The organism is Azospirillum sp. UENF 312511, assembly GCF_058780635.1.
Map to the genome: position 1 here is coordinate 170480 of NZ_JBSNCG010000002.1, position 16452 is coordinate 186931.

Annotated in this window: 15 protein-coding genes; 6 read left to right on the plus strand and 9 right to left on the minus strand. The window is 71.0% G+C overall.

Annotated features, from left to right (window positions below):
- Positions 1–11 precede the first annotated feature (11 nt).
- From ACWPN7_RS09160 to ACWPN7_RS09170, 3 genes are read left to right on the plus strand one after another with little or no spacing between them, the layout of a single operon-like run.
- The gene (locus ACWPN7_RS09160) at positions 12–542 is read left to right on the plus strand and encodes an L-2-amino-thiazoline-4-carboxylic acid hydrolase (RefSeq protein ID WP_456530755.1); all 531 of its coding nucleotides are present in this window, start codon (positions 12–14) and stop codon (positions 540–542) included.
- Positions 539–1738, plus strand: a complete 1200-nt coding sequence (locus tag ACWPN7_RS09165) for a M20 aminoacylase family protein (RefSeq protein ID WP_407825174.1) — start codon at positions 539–541, stop codon at positions 1736–1738. The genes ACWPN7_RS09160 and ACWPN7_RS09165 overlap by 4 nt, the downstream gene beginning before the upstream one ends.
- Entirely contained in the window at positions 1735–3039 is a 1305-nt protein-coding gene (locus ACWPN7_RS09170) for an NAD(P)/FAD-dependent oxidoreductase (RefSeq protein ID WP_201043583.1), read from the plus strand. Before ACWPN7_RS09165 ends, ACWPN7_RS09170 begins: the two co-directional genes overlap by 4 nt.
- Here ACWPN7_RS09170 and ACWPN7_RS09175 read toward each other — a convergent pair.
- Together ACWPN7_RS09175 and ACWPN7_RS09180 are read right to left on the minus strand one after the other, a co-directional pair.
- Entirely contained in the window at positions 2945–4261 is a 1317-nt protein-coding gene (locus tag ACWPN7_RS09175; protein WP_492273254.1) for an MFS transporter, read from the minus strand. The two genes, ACWPN7_RS09170 and ACWPN7_RS09175, sit on opposite strands and share 95 nt — an antisense overlap.
- Positions 4258–5451 (minus strand): serine hydrolase domain-containing protein, encoded by a 1194-nt coding sequence (locus ACWPN7_RS09180; RefSeq protein ID WP_492273255.1) that lies wholly within the window; start codon positions 5449–5451, stop codon positions 4258–4260. The genes ACWPN7_RS09175 and ACWPN7_RS09180 overlap by 4 nt, the downstream gene beginning before the upstream one ends.
- A 116-nt stretch (positions 5452–5567) precedes the next feature.
- Here ACWPN7_RS09180 and ACWPN7_RS09185 point away from each other — a divergent pair, with 116 nt between their 5' ends.
- Positions 5568–6476 (plus strand): LysR family transcriptional regulator, encoded by a 909-nt coding sequence (locus ACWPN7_RS09185; RefSeq protein WP_103040635.1) that lies wholly within the window; start codon positions 5568–5570, stop codon positions 6474–6476.
- Between the two features lie 97 nt (positions 6477–6573).
- Entirely contained in the window at positions 6574–8694 is a 2121-nt protein-coding gene (locus ACWPN7_RS09190) for a tetratricopeptide repeat protein (protein ID WP_459197534.1), read from the plus strand.
- Positions 8695–8700: 6 nt separating this feature from the next.
- Here the strand turns inward: ACWPN7_RS09190 and ACWPN7_RS09195 are convergent, their stop codons facing one another.
- The 4 genes from ACWPN7_RS09195 to ACWPN7_RS09210 form a co-directional block, all read right to left on the minus strand.
- Complete coding sequence (locus ACWPN7_RS09195; protein WP_459197533.1) at positions 8701–9810, minus strand: FkbM family methyltransferase; 1110 nt, start codon at positions 9808–9810, stop codon at positions 8701–8703.
- 139 nt (positions 9811–9949) lie between these two features.
- On the minus strand, positions 9950–10192 hold the full coding sequence (locus tag ACWPN7_RS09200; protein ID WP_040137885.1) for a hypothetical protein: 243 nt from the start codon (positions 10190–10192) through the stop codon (positions 9950–9952).
- A gap of 109 nt (positions 10193–10301) precedes the next feature.
- Positions 10302–10730 carry a VanZ family protein gene (locus ACWPN7_RS09205; RefSeq protein WP_014200195.1) on the minus strand — a complete coding sequence of 143 codons (429 nt, stop codon included), beginning with the start codon at positions 10728–10730 and terminating at the stop codon, positions 10302–10304.
- A 100-nt stretch (positions 10731–10830) separates the two neighbouring features.
- The gene (locus ACWPN7_RS09210) at positions 10831–11031 is read right to left on the minus strand and encodes a hypothetical protein (RefSeq protein WP_014200194.1); all 201 of its coding nucleotides are present in this window, start codon (positions 11029–11031) and stop codon (positions 10831–10833) included.
- A 305-nt stretch (positions 11032–11336) separates the two neighbouring features.
- On the opposite strand from ACWPN7_RS09210, the gene ACWPN7_RS09215 reads away from it, so the two are divergent.
- Positions 11337–12017: a LuxR C-terminal-related transcriptional regulator gene (locus ACWPN7_RS09215; RefSeq protein WP_014200193.1), complete on the plus strand. Its 681-nt coding sequence runs from the start codon at positions 11337–11339 to the stop codon at positions 12015–12017.
- A gap of 66 nt (positions 12018–12083) precedes the next feature.
- On the opposite strand, the gene ACWPN7_RS09220 is transcribed toward ACWPN7_RS09215, so the two are convergent.
- The 3 genes from ACWPN7_RS09220 to ACWPN7_RS09230 form a co-directional block, all read right to left on the minus strand.
- Entirely contained in the window at positions 12084–13688 is a 1605-nt protein-coding gene (locus tag ACWPN7_RS09220) for a sensor histidine kinase (protein WP_459197532.1), read from the minus strand.
- Positions 13689–13831: 143 nt separating this feature from the next.
- Positions 13832–14419, minus strand: coding sequence for a DUF6655 family protein (locus ACWPN7_RS09225; protein WP_456525859.1), 588 nt, complete (start codon positions 14417–14419; stop codon positions 13832–13834).
- Between the two features lie 267 nt (positions 14420–14686).
- Positions 14687–16441: a PTS fructose transporter subunit IIBC gene (locus ACWPN7_RS09230; RefSeq protein ID WP_451995920.1), complete on the minus strand. Its 1755-nt coding sequence runs from the start codon at positions 16439–16441 to the stop codon at positions 14687–14689.
- Positions 16442–16452: the final 11 nt, after the last annotated feature.

The following is a 16452-nucleotide window of genomic DNA, read 5'->3' on the forward strand; positions in this document are numbered from 1 at the left end:
GGATCGCAGCGATGACCAACGACACCGAAAACGCCGCTCCCGCGTCTGCTCCCCTGCCCATCTTGGAGCGGCGGCGCATCGAGGCGGCCTTCGCCAAGGCGCTCTACGACCAGCTCCTGCCCGAGATCGGGCGGGAGCAGGCGCGCGCCGTGCTCGCCCGCGCCATCGAGGTGATGGCACGCGAGGCCGGCGCCGCCATGGCGGCGGAGGACCGCGCCACCCGCGGCACCGCCGATCTCGCCACCTTCCACGAGCGGCTGGCCCTGTGGACCGCCGGGGACGCCCTGCGGCTGGAGGTGATCGAGAGCGCGCCCGACCGGCTGGGCTTCAACGTTACCCGCTGCCGCTACGCCGAAAGCTACCGCGCCATGGGCGTGGAGGAGATCGGCGACATCCTGTCCTGCAACCGGGACGGCGAGTTCATGTGCGGCTACCGGCCCGACGTCCGCTTCACCCGCACCCAGACCATCATGCAGGGCGCCAGCCACTGCGACTTCCGCTACAGCCTGCCGGCGGGCGGACCCCAGGAGTCCCCGGAATGACCATCCCCGCGAACGTCCGCCTGCATCCCGCCGCCGAGGCCCTGGCCCCGGAGATGCGGCAGTGGCGGCACCATCTGCACGCCCATCCCGAAACCGCCTTCGAGGAGCACGAGACCGCCGCCTTCGTCGCGGACAAGCTGCGCGCCTTCGGGCTGGAGGTGGCGACGGGGCTGGGGCGCACCGGCGTGGTCGGCACGCTGAAGGGCCGCCGCCCCGGCGGCCGCGCCATCGCGCTGCGCGCCGACATGGACGCGCTGCACATTCACGAGACCAACGACTTCGCCCACCGCTCGGTCAATCCGGGGCGGATGCACGCCTGCGGCCACGACGGCCACACCACCATGCTGCTGGGAGCCACCAAGGTCCTGGCCGACGATCCCGACTTCGCTGGGACGCTGCACGTCATCTTCCAGCCGGCGGAGGAGAACGAGGGCGGTGCCCGCGAGATGATCGCCGAGGGGCTGTTCGAGCGGTTCCCGGTGGACGGCGTCTACGGCATGCACAACTGGCCGGGCCTGCCGCTTGGGCAGATCGCGCTGCGGCCGGGGCCGATGATGGGCAGCTACGATATCTTCGAGGTGACGGTCCACGGCAAGGGCAGCCACGCCGCCATGCCGCATCTCGGCCACGATCCGATGACCGCCGCCGGCCATCTGCTGACCACCCTGCAGACCATTCCGGGGCGCAGCCTGCACCCGCTGGACAGCGCCGTGGTCTCCACCACCTGGATCACCGGCGGAGACACCTGGAACGTCATCCCGGCGGAGGTCACGCTGCGCGGCACCGTCCGCGCCTTCAAGGAAGGGGTGCAGGACGTGGTGGAGGCGCGGCTGCGCGCGCTGGCCGAGCACACCGCCGCCGCCTTCGGCTGCACCGCCAGCGTGCGCTACGAGCGGCGCTACCCGGCGACGGTCAACAGCGCCGCCGAGACCGCGCTGTGCGCCCGCGTCGCCGCCACGCTGGTCGGCGAGGCGAACATCGACCACGACCCGATGCCCTCCATGGGGGCGGAGGATTTCGCCTTCATGCTGAAGGAGCGGCCGGGCTGCTACGTCTGGCTGGGCAACGGGCCGACCGACGGCGGCTGCCTGCTGCACAACCCCGGCTACGACTTCAACGACGCCAACCTGGCCATCGGCGCCAGCTATTGGGTGGCGCTGGCCAAGACGCTGCTGGTGGAGGAGGGGACGCGATGAGCGCGCTTCTCAAACCGCTGCTGGACGCGCCGCTGCCGGACTCCCATTGGGCGGCGAGTGCCGTCACCGGCCCGGAGACCGGTCCGCTGGACGGGTCGGTCCGGGTGGACGTGGCGGTGGTCGGGGCGGGCGTCACCGGCCTGTCCACGGCGATCCATCTGGCCGAGCAGGGCGTGCGCGTGGCGGTGCTGGAGGCGCGCGAGCCGGGCTTCGGCGGGTCGGGCCGCAACAACGGCCAGATCATCCCGACGCTGTCGCGCCTCGACCCCGTCAACCTGACGGCGGCCTACGGCGAGGCGAAGGGATCGGCGCTGGCCCGCATGGTCGGCGGCTCGGCGGCGCTGGTCTTCGACCTGATCGAGCGCTACCAGATGCGCTGTGACGGCGTGCAGAAGGGCTGGATCCAGCCGGCCCACCGGCCCGGCCGCATGAAGGCGGCCGAGCAGCGGGTCGCGCAATGGCGGGCGCTGGGGGCCGAGGTCGCGCTGCTCGACGCGGCGCAGACGGAACGGGCGCTGGGCACGCGCTTCTGGCACGGCGCCATGGTCGCCCCGACCGGCGGGCATGTGAACCCGCTGTCGCTGGCCCGCGAAATGGCGCGGGCCGCCCTCGGGCTGGGCGTGGCGATCCACAGCGACACGCCGGTGGTGTCCATCGGGCGCGCCGGCACCGGCTGGACCCTGACCACGCCGCGGGGCAGCGTGACCGCCGACCGCGTCGTGCTGGCGACCAACGCCTACACCGACGATCTGTGGCCGGGGCTGCGCCGCTCGGTCGTGCCGGTGCTGAACTTCCAGATGGTGACGGAGCCGCTGCCCGCCGCCCTGCGCGCCAGCGTGCTGCCCTCCGACATGGCGTGCAGCGACACCCGCGGCGACCTGCATTTCTTCCGCTGGACTGCCGACAACCGGCTGGTCTCCGGCTGCACGCTGGTGCGGTCGGCGGACGCCGAGCGGCGGGCGCGGGAGCGCACGCGGGAACGCATCCGCCGCGTCTTCCCCCAAATCGGCAATCCGGCCATCGCGCGGAGCTGGAGCGGGCATCTGGCGATGACCGCCGATTTCCGGCCCCACTTCCACGAGCTGGCGCCCGGCGTGACCGGGGCGGTCGGCTACAACGGACGCGGCATGGCGCTGGGCACCGCCGTTGGCCGCGAACTGGCACGCCACGCCACGGGGACGGGCGCGCAAGAGCTGGCCTTGCCCTTCACCCCGGTGAAGCCGCTGCCGTTCCACGATCTGGTGACGCGCTTCTCCCGGCTCTACATGCTGCATCTGCGCCGGCTGGACCGCACGGACTGACGGAGACGGCGGCCTCCTCTCCGCCTCCGGCCGCGTCGGCCGGAGGCGGAAAGCCGTGCCGCCTCGCTCCCCACACCACCAGCAGCGCCGCCAGCAGCAGTACCAGCAGGGCCGGCGCGAAGGCGCCGACGCCCAGCCGTTCGAGCAGCACGCCGCCGACGATGCCGCCGCCGGCAATGGCCGTGTTCCAAGCGGTGACCAGCATGGACTGGGCGACATCCGCCGCGTCGCCCGCGGTCCTGGCCAGGGCCGTCTGGAACAGCGTCGCCGCACCACCAAACGCCAGGCCCCAGGCGGCCACCGCCGCAAGGACCACGGCCGGGGCATCGCCCGCCACGCCGAGCGCCAGCGTGGACAGACCGAACAGGCCGGTGCTGGCCAGCGTCAGCGCCCGCAGATGGCCGTCGATCAGCGCGCCGACGATCCAGATGCCCAGCAGCGACGCGACGCCGAACAGCAGCAGCGCCAGATCCGTCCGCCTTTCCATGCCCGACGCCGCCAGGAACGGCGCGATGTAGGTGTAGAGGATGTTGTGCGCCAGCACGAAGGCCAGCACCACGAACAGCACCGGGCGTACGCCGGCCAGGGTGAACACGCGCCCGGGCGACAGACGCCTGCCGGCCGCCTGCCCGGCGAAGTCCGGCAGCGCGCCGCGCACCCACAGCATGAGCGCCAGCGCCAAGGCGCTCATGATGCCGAAGCACACCCTCCAGCCCACCAGAGCGCCCAGGAAGGTGCCGGCCGGCACGCCGAGCGACAGCGCCAGCGGCGTGCCGACCATCGCGACGGCGATGGCCCGGCCTTTCTGGTGGTCGGGCACCATGCGCGCGGCATAGCCCGCCAGCAGCGCCCACATCAGGCCGGCCGATACGCCCGCCAGGAAGCGCGCCACCATGGTCAGGGCGAAGCTGCCGGAAAAGGTCGTGACGGTGTTGGCGACGACGAAGCCGGCGATGGCCGCCAGCAGCAGCGGGCGGCGGCGCACCCCCTGCGTGGCGGCGGTCAGCGGGATGGCCGCCGCCAGCGAACCGGCGGCGTAGATCGTCACGGTCTGGCCGACCCAGGCCTCGGTCACTCCCAGCCCTTGGGCCATCTGCGGCAGCAGTCCGGCGGGCAGCGCTTCGGTGAGGATGGTGATGAAGGCCGCCATGGCGAGCGCCAGCAGCGAGGCCAGGGGCAGGCGGTCCGAAGCGGCGGCGCGCGTGCGCGGGGGCGTCCTCATGGCCGCGCCTCCAGGGCGCCATAGACCGCGTCGCGCAGGTCGGTGACGAAGCGGCCAGACATGCCCTCGTAGAGCGTGTTGGTGAAGGCGACGACGCTGAGGCCCCGCGCCCGGTCCACGAACCAGGAATGGCCGTAGGCGCCGCCCCAGCGCCAAGTGCCCTCCGATTCGGGCGAGGCGGCCGAGATCCGGTCGCGCAGGACCGAGAAGCCCAGCCCGAAGCCGAAGCCGGGCGCGTTGGGCAGGTCCCGGCCGCCCGTCTGGTCCCGGGCCATCTCCGCGATCAGCTCGCCGGGGAGGAGCGCACCACCGCCTTGGCGCAGGGTCTCCAGCAGCCGCAGAAGGTCCTCCGCCGTCCCCGCCATGCCCGCGCCGCCCGACGGAAAGGCCTGCGGATCGAAGATGCGCGCAGGGCTGTAGGCGATGCCGACGGCGCCCTCGAAAGGGGAGACCGTCTCGCCCTCGGCCAGCCGATGCGGCCGCGGTGCATCACCCACATAGGCGGTCGCCACGCGCCGGGGATCGTGGGCGGTGAAGCCGGTGTCCGCCATGCCCAGCGGGCCGGTCACCAGACGGCGCACCGCCTCGTCCAGCGTCGTGCCGTGGACCCGCGCGACCAGCGCGCCCAGCACGTCGGTCGCCAGTGAGTAGCCCCAGCCCGTCCCCGGTTCGTAAAGCAGCGGCACGTCGGCGAGGCGGAGCAGGTTCTCGTCCAGGCTGATGCCGGACGCGTCCATGCCGTCCGACACGCCGGCCCGCGCATAGGGGCCGTCCGCGTCGGCCTCGAAGAAGCGGTAGCCGAGACCGGCCGTGTGGCTGAGCAACTGCCGCGCCGTGATGCGCGCCGGTCGGCCATCGGCCAGCCGGGGCTGGAACCGGGGCAGCCAGCGCGCGATGTCCGCGTCGAGGTCGAGCCGGCCTTGCGCCACCAGAGCCAGCGCCGCGGTGGAGACGATGGGCTTGCTGACCGAGGCCAGACGGAAGACCGTCTCCACGGCCATCGGCCGCGCGCTTTCGCGGTCGGCGAAGCCGGCGGCCTGCCGGTGGAGCAGCGCGCCGTCCCTCGCCACCAGGACGACGGCGCCGACAAGCCGCTGCTCGTCGAGCGCCCGCTGGACAGCGCTGTGAACGCGCTCACGGAGATTCGCCGGCGGAACGCCTTGGCGGAGGACAAAGGGCGGATGCGTCATGGCACGCGGCTCGTTTCAATTGGCGATGCCGTGACGATAAAAATCCTGCTATTAAAGAAAAAGTCGGGTGCAGTTCCTGATTATGCGGAGTTGTGTGTCCGCAATGGAGGAGCCGGATGGACAGCCTGAACGGCTTCGTGGTGTTCGTGCAGGTTGCCGAGACGCGCAGCTTCGTCGCCGCCGGCCGGCTGCTCGGCGTGTCGGCCTCGGCCGTCGGCAAGAGCGTGGCGCGGCTGGAGGAGAAGCTGGGCGTGCGCCTGTTCCACCGCAGCACGCGCAGCGTCACGCTGACCGCCGAGGGCACGCTGTTCCTGGAGCGCAGCCGCCGCATCCTGGCCGAGATCGAGGCGGCGGAGCTGGAGCTGTCACAGGCCTCCGCCGTGCCGCGCGGACGCCTGCGCGTCAGCCTGCCGCTGGTCAGCTCGCTGGTCCTGCCGGTGCTTGGCGAATTCATGCGCGCCTATCCCGAGATCGAACTGGACCTGGACTTTACCGACCGCATGGTCGACGTGATCGAGGAGGGCTTCGATGCCGTGGTGCGCACGGGCGAGCCGGCCGATTCACGGCTGTCGGCGCGCCGGCTGGGGAACTTCCGTTTGTTGCTGGTCGCCTCGCCGGACTATCTGGCGCGGCGGGGCACGCCGCAAACGCCGGCCGATCTGCGGCGGCACGCCTGCCTGCACTACCGCTTTCCCAACAGCGGCAAGCTGGAAACCTGGGCGCTGCGGCAGGCGCCCGGCGAGCCCGAACTGCAACTGCCGACCTCGATGATCTGCAACAACATCGAAACGCGCGTGTGCTTCGCGCTGCAGGGGCTGGGGATCGCCTACCTTCCGGACTTCGCCATCCGCGATCTGTTGGCAGACGGCCGGCTGGAGCCGGTCCTGGCCGATCACGTGGGGCGCACCGGCGTTTTCCATGTGCTGTGGCCGGCGAGCAAGCACCCCTCGCCGAAGGTGCGGGCGCTGGTGGACTTCCTACGCGCGAGGGTGTTCCCGGCCGCAAAGGCCAAGCCCGGCGGTTGACAGTTTGGCGGTTGACAGGCCGACGGTTGACAGTCCGGGGGTGGCCCGGCCACTGTGAGGCCATCCCGAAGCGGCCCCACGCGGATTGCCCCGGCTCATGGCCACCGTTTCCGAAGCCCTGTCCATCGCGCTCGACCATCACATCGCCGGGCGCGTGGCGGAGGCGGAGACCCTCTATGGGCGGATCCTGGAGGCGGTCCCCGGCCATCCCGGCGCCAGCCATCTGATGGGGCTTCTGCTTGCCCAGACCGGGCGGGCGGCGGCGGCGCTTCCCCATCTCAACGCCGCCGTGGCCGGCGATCCGGCATCGCCGACCTATCACCTCAACCGCGGTAAGGTTCAGGACGCGCTCGGACGGACCGCGGGCGCGGCGGCGAGCTGGCTCGCCACGCTGCGCCTGCAACCGGATCACGCGGAGGCGGCGGAGCGGCTGGCCCCGGCGCTCCGCCTACTGGCCGAGACCGCGTTCGATTCCGGCGCCCTGGCCTCTGCCGCGGCGCTGTACGAACGGGTGCTGGCCCTCGATCCGCAAAACCTGCCCGCCGCCTTCGACGCGGCGATGGCCGCCAAGGGGCTTGGACGGTTGCATGAGGCCGCCCGGCTGGCCGGGCTCGCGGCCCGGCTCGACCCGACGCTGTTGCGTGCCCGCATGGCCGAGGCGGAAACGCGGCGGGCGCTTGGCCAGACGGAAAGGGCCGTCGCGGCGCTGCGTCCGGCGGTGGCCCTGGACCCCGCGCAGGGCGGTTGTTGGGCGAGCCTCTGCCTGCTGCGCAACGAGCTGGGGCAGCGCGGCGCGGCGGTCACGGCCGGCCGGCGCGCGGCGCTGGCCGCACCCGCCGACACCGGGTTGCTGGTCCGGCTCGCCGCCGCCCAGCAGATCGCCGAGAAGCCGCGCCCGGCGCTGGCGGCGGCGCGGCGCGGCCTGTCGCTCGACCCCGCCTCGGCGGAACTGCACCTCGCCCTCGGCGCGGCGCTCGACGCGGTGCACGCCCTGGAGGCGGCCGGGCGGGCGCTGGACCGCGCCGGCCGGCTGCGTCCCGGCGACGCGGCGTCGCTGGCCGAACATGGCCGGCTGTGCGAGCGCGCCGGCTTGGCGGAGCGGGCGGCGACGCTGCTGCAACGGGCGCTGGCCGCGCGCCCGGACGACGGGGACTCCTGGGTGGCGCTCGGCCGCGCGGCGCTGCGGCGGGGGGATGCGGCGTGGGCCAGCCGCTGCGCGCGTTGGGCGCTGCGGCTCGTCCCTGGCCTGCCCTCCGGCTTGCTGCTGGCCGGTGAGGTCCGCGAGGGGCAAGGGGCCGACCGCGAGGCGCTGGCCCTCTACGACCGGGCGATCGCCGCCGCACCGGGTGTGGGCACGGGCTTCTCCCGCCGTGCAGTGCTGCTGCTGCGCCGGGTCGTGGGCGACGGCCCGCCGCCGCGCCAACCGTCGGGCAAGCGCCGGCTGTCGGTGTCCACGCTCGGTCATGCGGGACGCTTCGGCAACCAGCTTCTCCAATACGGTTACCTGCGCGTCTGCGCGGAGCGCAACGGGATGGAGCTGGAAACGCCGGAGTGGATCGGGCGCCCTCTCTACGGCCTGGACGATCCGCTCTCCGGCCAGCCGCTGCCCAGCCTGCACGAGGAGGACTGCGGCGTTCCGGCGCTGCTGGACGGGCGGGCGCTGGTGAACGCGCACGGTCACGACGTGGTCGGCTATTTCTGCGGCGACACCGCGCCGCTGGCGCCGCACCGCGCGCGGTTCCGCGCCCTCTTCACACCGGTCGGCGCGGTGGCGGAGCGCGCCGCGGCGGCGCTGGACGGGTTGCGGACGCGCGGGCGGACCCTGGTGGCGATCCATCTGCGCCGCGGCGATTTCGGCCTCAACGACCGCTTCTGGATCGCGCCGGAGGGCTGGTATCTCGACTGGCTGGCCGGGGTGTGGACGACGTTGGACCGGCCGGTGCTCTATCTCGCCACCGACGCGCCGGAACTGGCGGACCGCTTCGCCCGCTACCGCCCCGTCCTCGCCGGCGATCTGGGTGCGCCGCTGCCGGGGGCGGAGTTCTTCACCGACCACTGGATTCTGTCGCGGGCCGATCACGTCGCCGTGTCCAACAGCTCCTTCTCGGTGACGGCGGCGATGCTGAACCCGGCGCTGCGCGCCGCCCTGCGCCCCGACCGCGAACGGGCGCGGCTGGTGCCCTTCGATCCCTGGAGCGGGCCGGTCCTGCTGCCCTGACGAGTGTCAGTCGGGACGGCGAACGTAGAGCGCATCGCCCCAGCTGTGATGGTAGGGGCTGGTTTCGGCGACGCGGTCGAAGCCGTGGGCGAACAGGATGTCGTCCACATCGGCCGCGAGGCCCGAGCCCTCATACAGCTCCGCGTAGCTCACCTCGGTCACCACCGCGTCGAACCGGGCCAGCAGATCACCGCAGCCGGTGAGAATCCGGCATTCCGATCCCTGCGCGTCGATCGCCAGCACGTTGAACCCCTCTGGCGCGAGGTCGTGGGACGCCAGCAGGTCCGGTAAGGTCCGGGTCTCCACCTCGATGACCTCGTCGACGGTGATGTGGGGATAGACGGTCAGATGGCCCGTCGGCTCCAGCAGGGAGCTGGACTGGCGGCTCGACATGCGGGAAAAGCGCGCCCGCCCGGCTCGGTCGGACACCGCGGCGTTCAGGCAGACGACGTCGCCGTGGCCGGCGAAACGGGCCTGGAGCGTGGCGAAGGTCGCCGGGTCCGCCTCGACGAACAGGACTCGGTCGGCGCCGGCCTCCCGGTAGTTGGCGTATTCCTCGCCCTCATGGGCGCCGACATGGATGATGCCGCGCGGCACGACTCCGTGGCGGGGGAACAGGTCCTTGTAGCGGAACATGCCCTGGCTGCGCGCGAACAGCCGGTTCCAGTGCCGTGGGGCGACCGCCATGTGCGTGCCGACGCGCCCGTCATCCGGCGGCGTGCCGCGGAATTCCAGATTGCGGTCGGCGAAGCGGAACAGCGAATAGCCGTTGGCCTGCAGGCGCGCGTACAGCGCGGCCAGTTGCCCACCGGCCTCGGCCTCCTCGAACTGAAGGAAGTCGATGCGGCGCAGGCGCAACAGATCGGCGGCACCGTCCAGCACCGCCAGGGCGTCGCCGCAGCCGTCCAGAATCAGCCAGTCGATCTGGCGCGGCCCAACCGGACTGCACCACGCGTCGAGTCCCGGCAGGGTGGACGACAGGGCGAAGCATCTCCGGCCGGTGGCGGCGTCGGTCCAACGCCCGGCACCGGTTCCGACCGCCACCAGAGTCGCCTCGGGCGGCAGGAAGGCTTTTTGAAGCGGAAGTCCGGGAAGGGGAGGCGTCTCGTGCTGCATCTCGTCACCGCAATGGGGCTGATGAACAGTCCCAAGGGATGATCGCAGCCGCTTCCCGTCGCCTTGGCACGATAGCCATTGTGGAAGCGGACGCGGGGCGGGTCAACGGCACCGCCCCGATCACGATAAGCTTGCGGCGTCAGGCCGCGCGGTGGAGGAAGCCCAGATGCTGCGGCGCCAGGGTGGAGGCCCACTCCTCCGCCGCGTCCTGCGCCTCGCGGCGGGTGGCGAACCAGCGGGCGTCGGGGGTCCAGCTCAGCCCCTCATGCTCCGCATGCCAGTTCCACCAGCCGTCGGTGGCCTCGCAGACCGTCAGCATCACGCCGAACGCGGATTCCAGGGCGCGGGCGCCGGTCTTAGCCTTTTCGTTATGCCAGTCCATAAGCGTTACTCCAGATGTCCTGCCTTTCGGCATAGCATAGTTCGGTGGACGAACAAAACCAAAAACGGAGGAGGCTGCTTGGGATTGTCGATCCGGACGCTGCGTCCCCTCACTCCGGTAAGGACGCAAACGCCGCGGGCTGCGTGACTATTCCATGGCGCGCGCGGCGCGCGCGTTGGATGGCGCGATGTCCCAGCCGGATGGTCATGATTCCCAGGGCGATTCCCACGGCGTCCCCGGCCAGATCGGACAGGCTGGCCTCGCGTCCCGGAACGAAGGATTGCGCCACCTCGATGGCGGCGCCGAGCGCGAAGACCGCCAGAACCGCCAGGACGGCGGCGCGCCGGCTGGCGCTGGCCAGGATGCCGAGCAGGGTGAGGAGCCCGAAGGCCCCGGCGTGCACCAGCTTGTCGAAGCCGTAAAGGCCGCTGGGCGCCAACTGCGGTTGCAGCGCGGCCCAGAAGGCGATCCCCATGAGGCCGAGAAGGGCGCAGAGCGCGAGCCGGCGCCAAACAAGGGGAAGTGGGCGGAACGTCATGACGGCCTCCTGCGACGAAGGCCATCCTGCGCGGAACAGTCTCAAGAGCCGGTTAACCGCCCAATGTCCGCGCTGTGACATCAGGCGGGCAAGGCTCGTTTCAGGAACCGGTCGCCAGCCCCATGGCAATGCCGCGCGCTTCGGTGAAGGCGGCGCGCTGCTGCACCAGAGTTCCGTCGGCGTAGACGCCCCAACCGCTCTGCGAGCCGGTGGCGTGGTAACGGATTTCGATCCGGCGGTGACAGTCCTGCATCACGAAGTGACAGGGACTGATCTTCTTCCACATGGACACCATCGGCATGTCGGGCACCCATCCAAGCGATGAATTACGATGACTGTACCAATGGCCGATTATGGTTGCCGTGATATTAACGAGACGGCGTTCGATTCCCGCGCAAAATGGGTAGTGGCCTGTTCAGGCGTGGTTTTTCGGAGTTTCCAGGCATCCGGGAGCGTCCTGGACCGGCTTTCCGGGGAGGGCATATGCCCGATGGGAGGACGTGCCTCGGACTTCATTGGTTAATATTCTACTAACGGACGGGTAGCCGGCCCGCCAACGATAGGGTAGGGTTGCTCATCTCAATCACCTTCGAGAGTGACTGGACGATGCAATCGGTCTCCATCTTTCTGATCGACGCCAACAAACTTTTCCGCGAAGGCATGAAGGCCCTCTTCTCGGAAGGGGAGTTCCGCATCACGAAAGAGGCCGCCAGTTTCAGCGACGTACCGCCGCCGGGCATGATGGAGGGCGACACGCCCGAGCTGATCATGATGGACCCGGCTTCCGCCAACGGCACGGTCCAGGCCGTCACCGTCCTGCGGGAGCAGTATCCGACCGCGCGGCTCGTCCTTCTGGCCAGCCACCTCGACGCCCAGGAAATGGCCAACGCCATCCAGGCCGGCGCCGACGCCTTCCTGATGAAGGACATCTCCCCCGCCGCGCTGGCGCAGTCGCTGCGTCTGGTGATGATCGGCGAAAAGGTCTTCCCGACCCATCTCGCCGCCCTCCTCATCACCGGCAAGGCCGGCGCCAACACCAGCGCCAACGGCCCGACCGCGGCCAAGGGCCTGTCGCAGCGCGAGACGCAGATCCTGGAGCGCCTGCTGCAGGGTGACAGCAACAAGATGATCGCCAATCATCTGAACATCACCGAAGCGACGGTGAAGGTTCACCTGAAGAGCCTGCTGCGCAAGATCAACGCCTCCAACCGCACCCAGGCCGCCATCTGGGCGCTGGAGAACGGGTTCGGCGGCAAGGTCGAGAAGCCGATGGAAGCCGTCGCCTAAGGATCAGGACGCCGCGCCATCCCGGAATCCGGTGCCTTCGACGCCTGACCGCTGAAAGCTCAAAAGTCAGGCTGGAAAAGTCAGAACGAAGCGGGTTCCGGGGCGGCCGCCCTGATCGGGGCGGTCGATCTCCAGCTTTCCGGCGAGCTGGCGCACCAGACCGTGCACCAGCGTCATGCCCATGCCCTTCCCCGACCCGGCGGGCTTCACCGTGCCCGCCCCGTCCGGCAGACCGGCCCCGTCGTCGGTCACCGTCAGCCGGCGGTCGCCTCCGCAGGCTTCGAAGCGGACCGTCACCGTCCCCTGCTGTTGCGCGCCGAAGGCGTGCTTCAGGGCGTTCAGCACCAGCTCCGTCACGATCAGCCCCATGGACGAGGCCTGCGCGGCGGGCATCGGGATTCCGTGCGCGGCGTCGATGACCAGCGTGCAGCGGCCCGAATCGATGAAGGCGCCGGTCAGGCTTTCCCCCAGCCGTTGCAGATAGTCGGCCGCGTCGAGCGTGGCAAGGTCGTTGCGCGTCGCCTCGAACAGGCGGCGCTGCACCAGCGCCATCGCCTGGATTCGTGAGAAGGCCTGCTCCACCGCCTTGCGCGCCGCCGGGTCGGTGACTGTGGCCGTCTGCATCGACACCAGCCCGTGCAGAAGCTGGAAGCTGTTCATGATGCGGTGGCTCATCTCGTGGGCCACCAGCTCGCTGCGGCGGGCCTCGTCCAGCGCCGCGGCCAAGCCCTGCGCCGCCCGCTTTTCCGCGTCGATGTCGCTGACCACGGCGACCACGCCGGTGATCCGCCCGTCGCCGTCGCGCAGCGGGGCGGCCGACACGCGCGTCCAATGCTCCGTCCCGTCGGCGGCGCGGTGCAGGAAATCCATGCCGGGCACCACGATCTCGCCCCGCAGGGCGCGCGCGCCCGAGAAATCCTTGCGTTCGACCGGCCGCCCGTCGGGGTGGAAGGCGCGCCAACGCGACGCCTCCCGGTCGTCGGCGGATGGCAGGGAACCGTTGGTGTAGTCGCGCATCAGCCGGTTGTTGCGGGTGGTGCGGCCCTGCGTGTCGTAGACGGCGACGCCGACCGGCAGATGCTCCAGAACCGAGGACAGCAGCGCTTCGCTGGACTGGCGCTCCCGCTCCGTCCGGTCCCGCTCGATCAGCAGGGCGGCGGTGTGCGTCAGCAGATCCACCGTTTCCAGGTCCGGCGGGGCGGGGACGCAGGGGACGGCGTGGAAGATGGTGAAGGTGCCCAGGGTCGCGCCGCCGACCGCGCGGATCGGGGTGGACCAGCAGGCGGCGATGCCATGCTCGCGCGCCAGCGCCTGGTGGGGCGCCCAGTGCGGGTCCAGCGCGACGTTCTCGACCACCACCCGTTTTCCGCTGTGGGCGGCCTGACCGCAGGAGAGGGCTTGCGGGCCGATCGCCGATCCGTCCATCGTCCGCGCGCAGGAGTCCGGCAGGCCCGCGGCCACGCCGAAGCGCAGGGTGAGCCCGTCTTCGTTCACCAGGAAGATGGCCGCCCGCGCGCTGAGCTGCTCGGCGCCCGCCCGGACCAGCAGGGCCAGCACCTCGTCCAGCCCGGCGCCGCCGATCGCCCGCTCCAGGGCGGTCTTCTGGGCGAGCAGCAGCTGTTCCGATCGTCGGACGCCGCCGCTGTCCCGCTCCGCCCCATGCTCGTCCACTGTGCCGTCGCCTTTGCGCTTGATGCCGCGCCCCGCGGGGCCACGGCATGGTACGCGTCCACCCACAGCCGCGCCAGAGAATGCGGCTATGGCTTTGGTTGAACGCAAAATTCGTGCGGGAATGCCCGCGTCGGTCGGTGTCGTCAGTTGGTGTCTTCAGGGTAGGGGGGCGAGGTGCGCCAGGAGAACAGCGTCATCGCCCGGTAGCTCTGCTCTCCCGACAGGCCATAGGCCGGCTCCGTCGAGGCGACCAGGGCGCCGCTCTGGTTGTCGTAGGCGAAGGCGGAGAATTTCGCGACCGCCTGGTTCTCGGTGGAGCTGTAGACCGACGCCTCCGGCAAGGTGATGGTGCCGGGCAGGGTGATGGGAGGAATGCCCAGCACCGTCTTGCTCTGGTTCACCGACAGCGCGCCCAGCCGGATCTCGATGATCGTGTCGGCGGCGGCCCGGTCGGGGACGAGGCGGATGCCCTGGCGCAGCAGCGATTCCTTGATCGCGCTGGCGGCGTATTTGGCGTCGGTGCCGTCGAAATTGCCGGTGTCCAGAAAGGCCCGCTTGTCCGCCGGCAGGTCCAGCCGCAGGCGGTTGGCGGCGTTGTCCGCGGCGCTGGAGATCAGAAGCTGTTCGGTGGCGGTCCGGGACGGAAGGCTTTCCTTCACATCGGTGCATCCGGCGGCCAGGGCCGCGGAGGCCGCCAGCGCTGCAAGGATCATCGGTCTGTTGCGGGGCATTCGGGTCCTCGTGCTTTTCGCCTCCGGCTTCTCAGGTTCGCCCGGTCCGGGCAAGGGAGAGATTTGGGACCAGCCCCGCACGCCGAACAAACGAAACGCGCCGGACAAAAAAAAGCCACGCACGGGAACCGCACGTGGCCTGAGTTTAGGGAGGAAACGCCCTATAGAGCGTGCTGCCGAGGCAGCAATAGAAAGATAGGGCCGACGAGGCGTTCTGTCCAGGGGTTATGTAAACGTTTTCATCTCAACGACGCTTTCGCAGCGCTGTTACGCCGTCACCACGCTACTGACCGGACGCTTCAGGAACCGCAATGCGATCGCGGTGGTGACCGTCCCGGCGACCAGCGCCACGACGTAGCCCGCCAGATGGGTGACGGCGTTGGGGATGGGCAGGACGAAGATGCCGCCGTGCGGAACCTTCAACTCCGCCCCGATGCCCATGGAGATGGCCCCGGTCAGCGCCGCGCCGAGCACCAGCGCCGGGATGACGCGCAGCGGGTCGCGGGCGGCGAAGGGGATGGCGCCCTCGGTGATGAAGGCGATGCCCAGGATGCCCGCGGCGTTTCCGGCCTCCCGCTCCTCCCGGGTGAAGCGGTCGGCGAACAGCTTAGTGGCGAGCGCCAGGCCCAGCGGCGGCACCATGCCGGCGGCCATGGCGGCGGCCATCGGGGTGTAGACCTGGGACGCGATCAGGCCGGTGGAGAAGGCGTAGGCGGCCTTGTTGACCGGCCCGCCCATGTCGAAGGCCATCATGGCGCCGATCAGCAGGCCGAGCAGGATCGCGCTGCTGCCCTGCATGCCCTTGAGCCAGGCGCTCAGCGTCGCCAGGGCCTCCGCTACCGGGGCGCCGACCACGTAGATCATGGCGAGGCCGGTGACCAGCGAGCCGAGCAGCGGCAGGATCAGCACTGGCTTCAGCCCCTCCAGATTCTTGTGCAGCCGGATGTTGCGGTTGAGGAAGCTGGTGGCGTAGCCGGCGATGAAGCCCGCGACGATGCCGCCGAGGAAGCCGGCGCCGAGGTTGGCGGCGAGGATGCCGCCGACCATGCCCGGCGTGATGCCCGGCCGGTCGGCGATGGAAAAGGCAATGTAGCCGGCCAGCGCCGGAACCATCAGCGCGAAGGCGCCCTTGGCCCCGATCTGGAACAGCGCGTTGCCCAGCGTGCCCTGCTGGCTGTCCTCGAACACGTAGATGCCGCCGAGCGCGAAGGCGATGGCGATCAGCAGGCCGCCGGTCACCACGAAGGGCAACATGAAGGACACGCCGGTCATCAGATGCTTGTAGGGGCCGCTGCGCTGAGCCGCTACGTGCTCCGCCTTGGCGGCCTTGCCCGCCGCCACGCCGTCGGCCAGCGCCGGGACTGTGCCGTGGGGCTGCGCCTCTGCCAGGGCGCGTTCGACCAGGGCGCGGCCGTCGTTGATGGCGGGCTTGGTGCCGCTCTTGAAGACGCGCTTGCCGGCGAAGCGGGCGAGGTCCACCTGCGTGTCGGCGGCGATCAGCACGACGTCGGCCTCGCGGATTTCCTGCTCGGTCAGCGTGTCGCGGGCGCCGACCGAGCCCTGGGTCTCCACCCGCACGGCGTGGCCCAGCGCCTGGGCGGCCTGCTGGATGCCCTCCGCCGCCATGAAGGTGTGGGCGATGCCGGTGGGGCAGGAGGTGATGGCGACGATCTTCTTCGTGCCCGCCTGTGCGGGAGCTTGGGCCGGGGCCTGGGCCGGGGCGGTCGCCAACGCCTGCTCCAGCACGGCCCGCGCGTCGCGCAGCACGGCATCGAGCGCCGCGGCGCTGCGCTTCAGACCGGCGAAGCGCTCCTCGCCCAGATCGCCGGAGCCGACGAGGATGACCCCCTGCGCGCCCTGCGCCGCCCCGGCGGGCAGCGTGTTGCGGACGCCGAGGCTGGAGCGCACCTCCACCTGAATGGTGTGGCCGAGCGCCGTCGCGGCCTTGCGCAGCGCTTCGGCGGCCAGGACGGCCTGGGTGCTGAGATCGCCCGCCGCGATCACGGCCAGCATGTTCGCCATGGTTTCCTCCC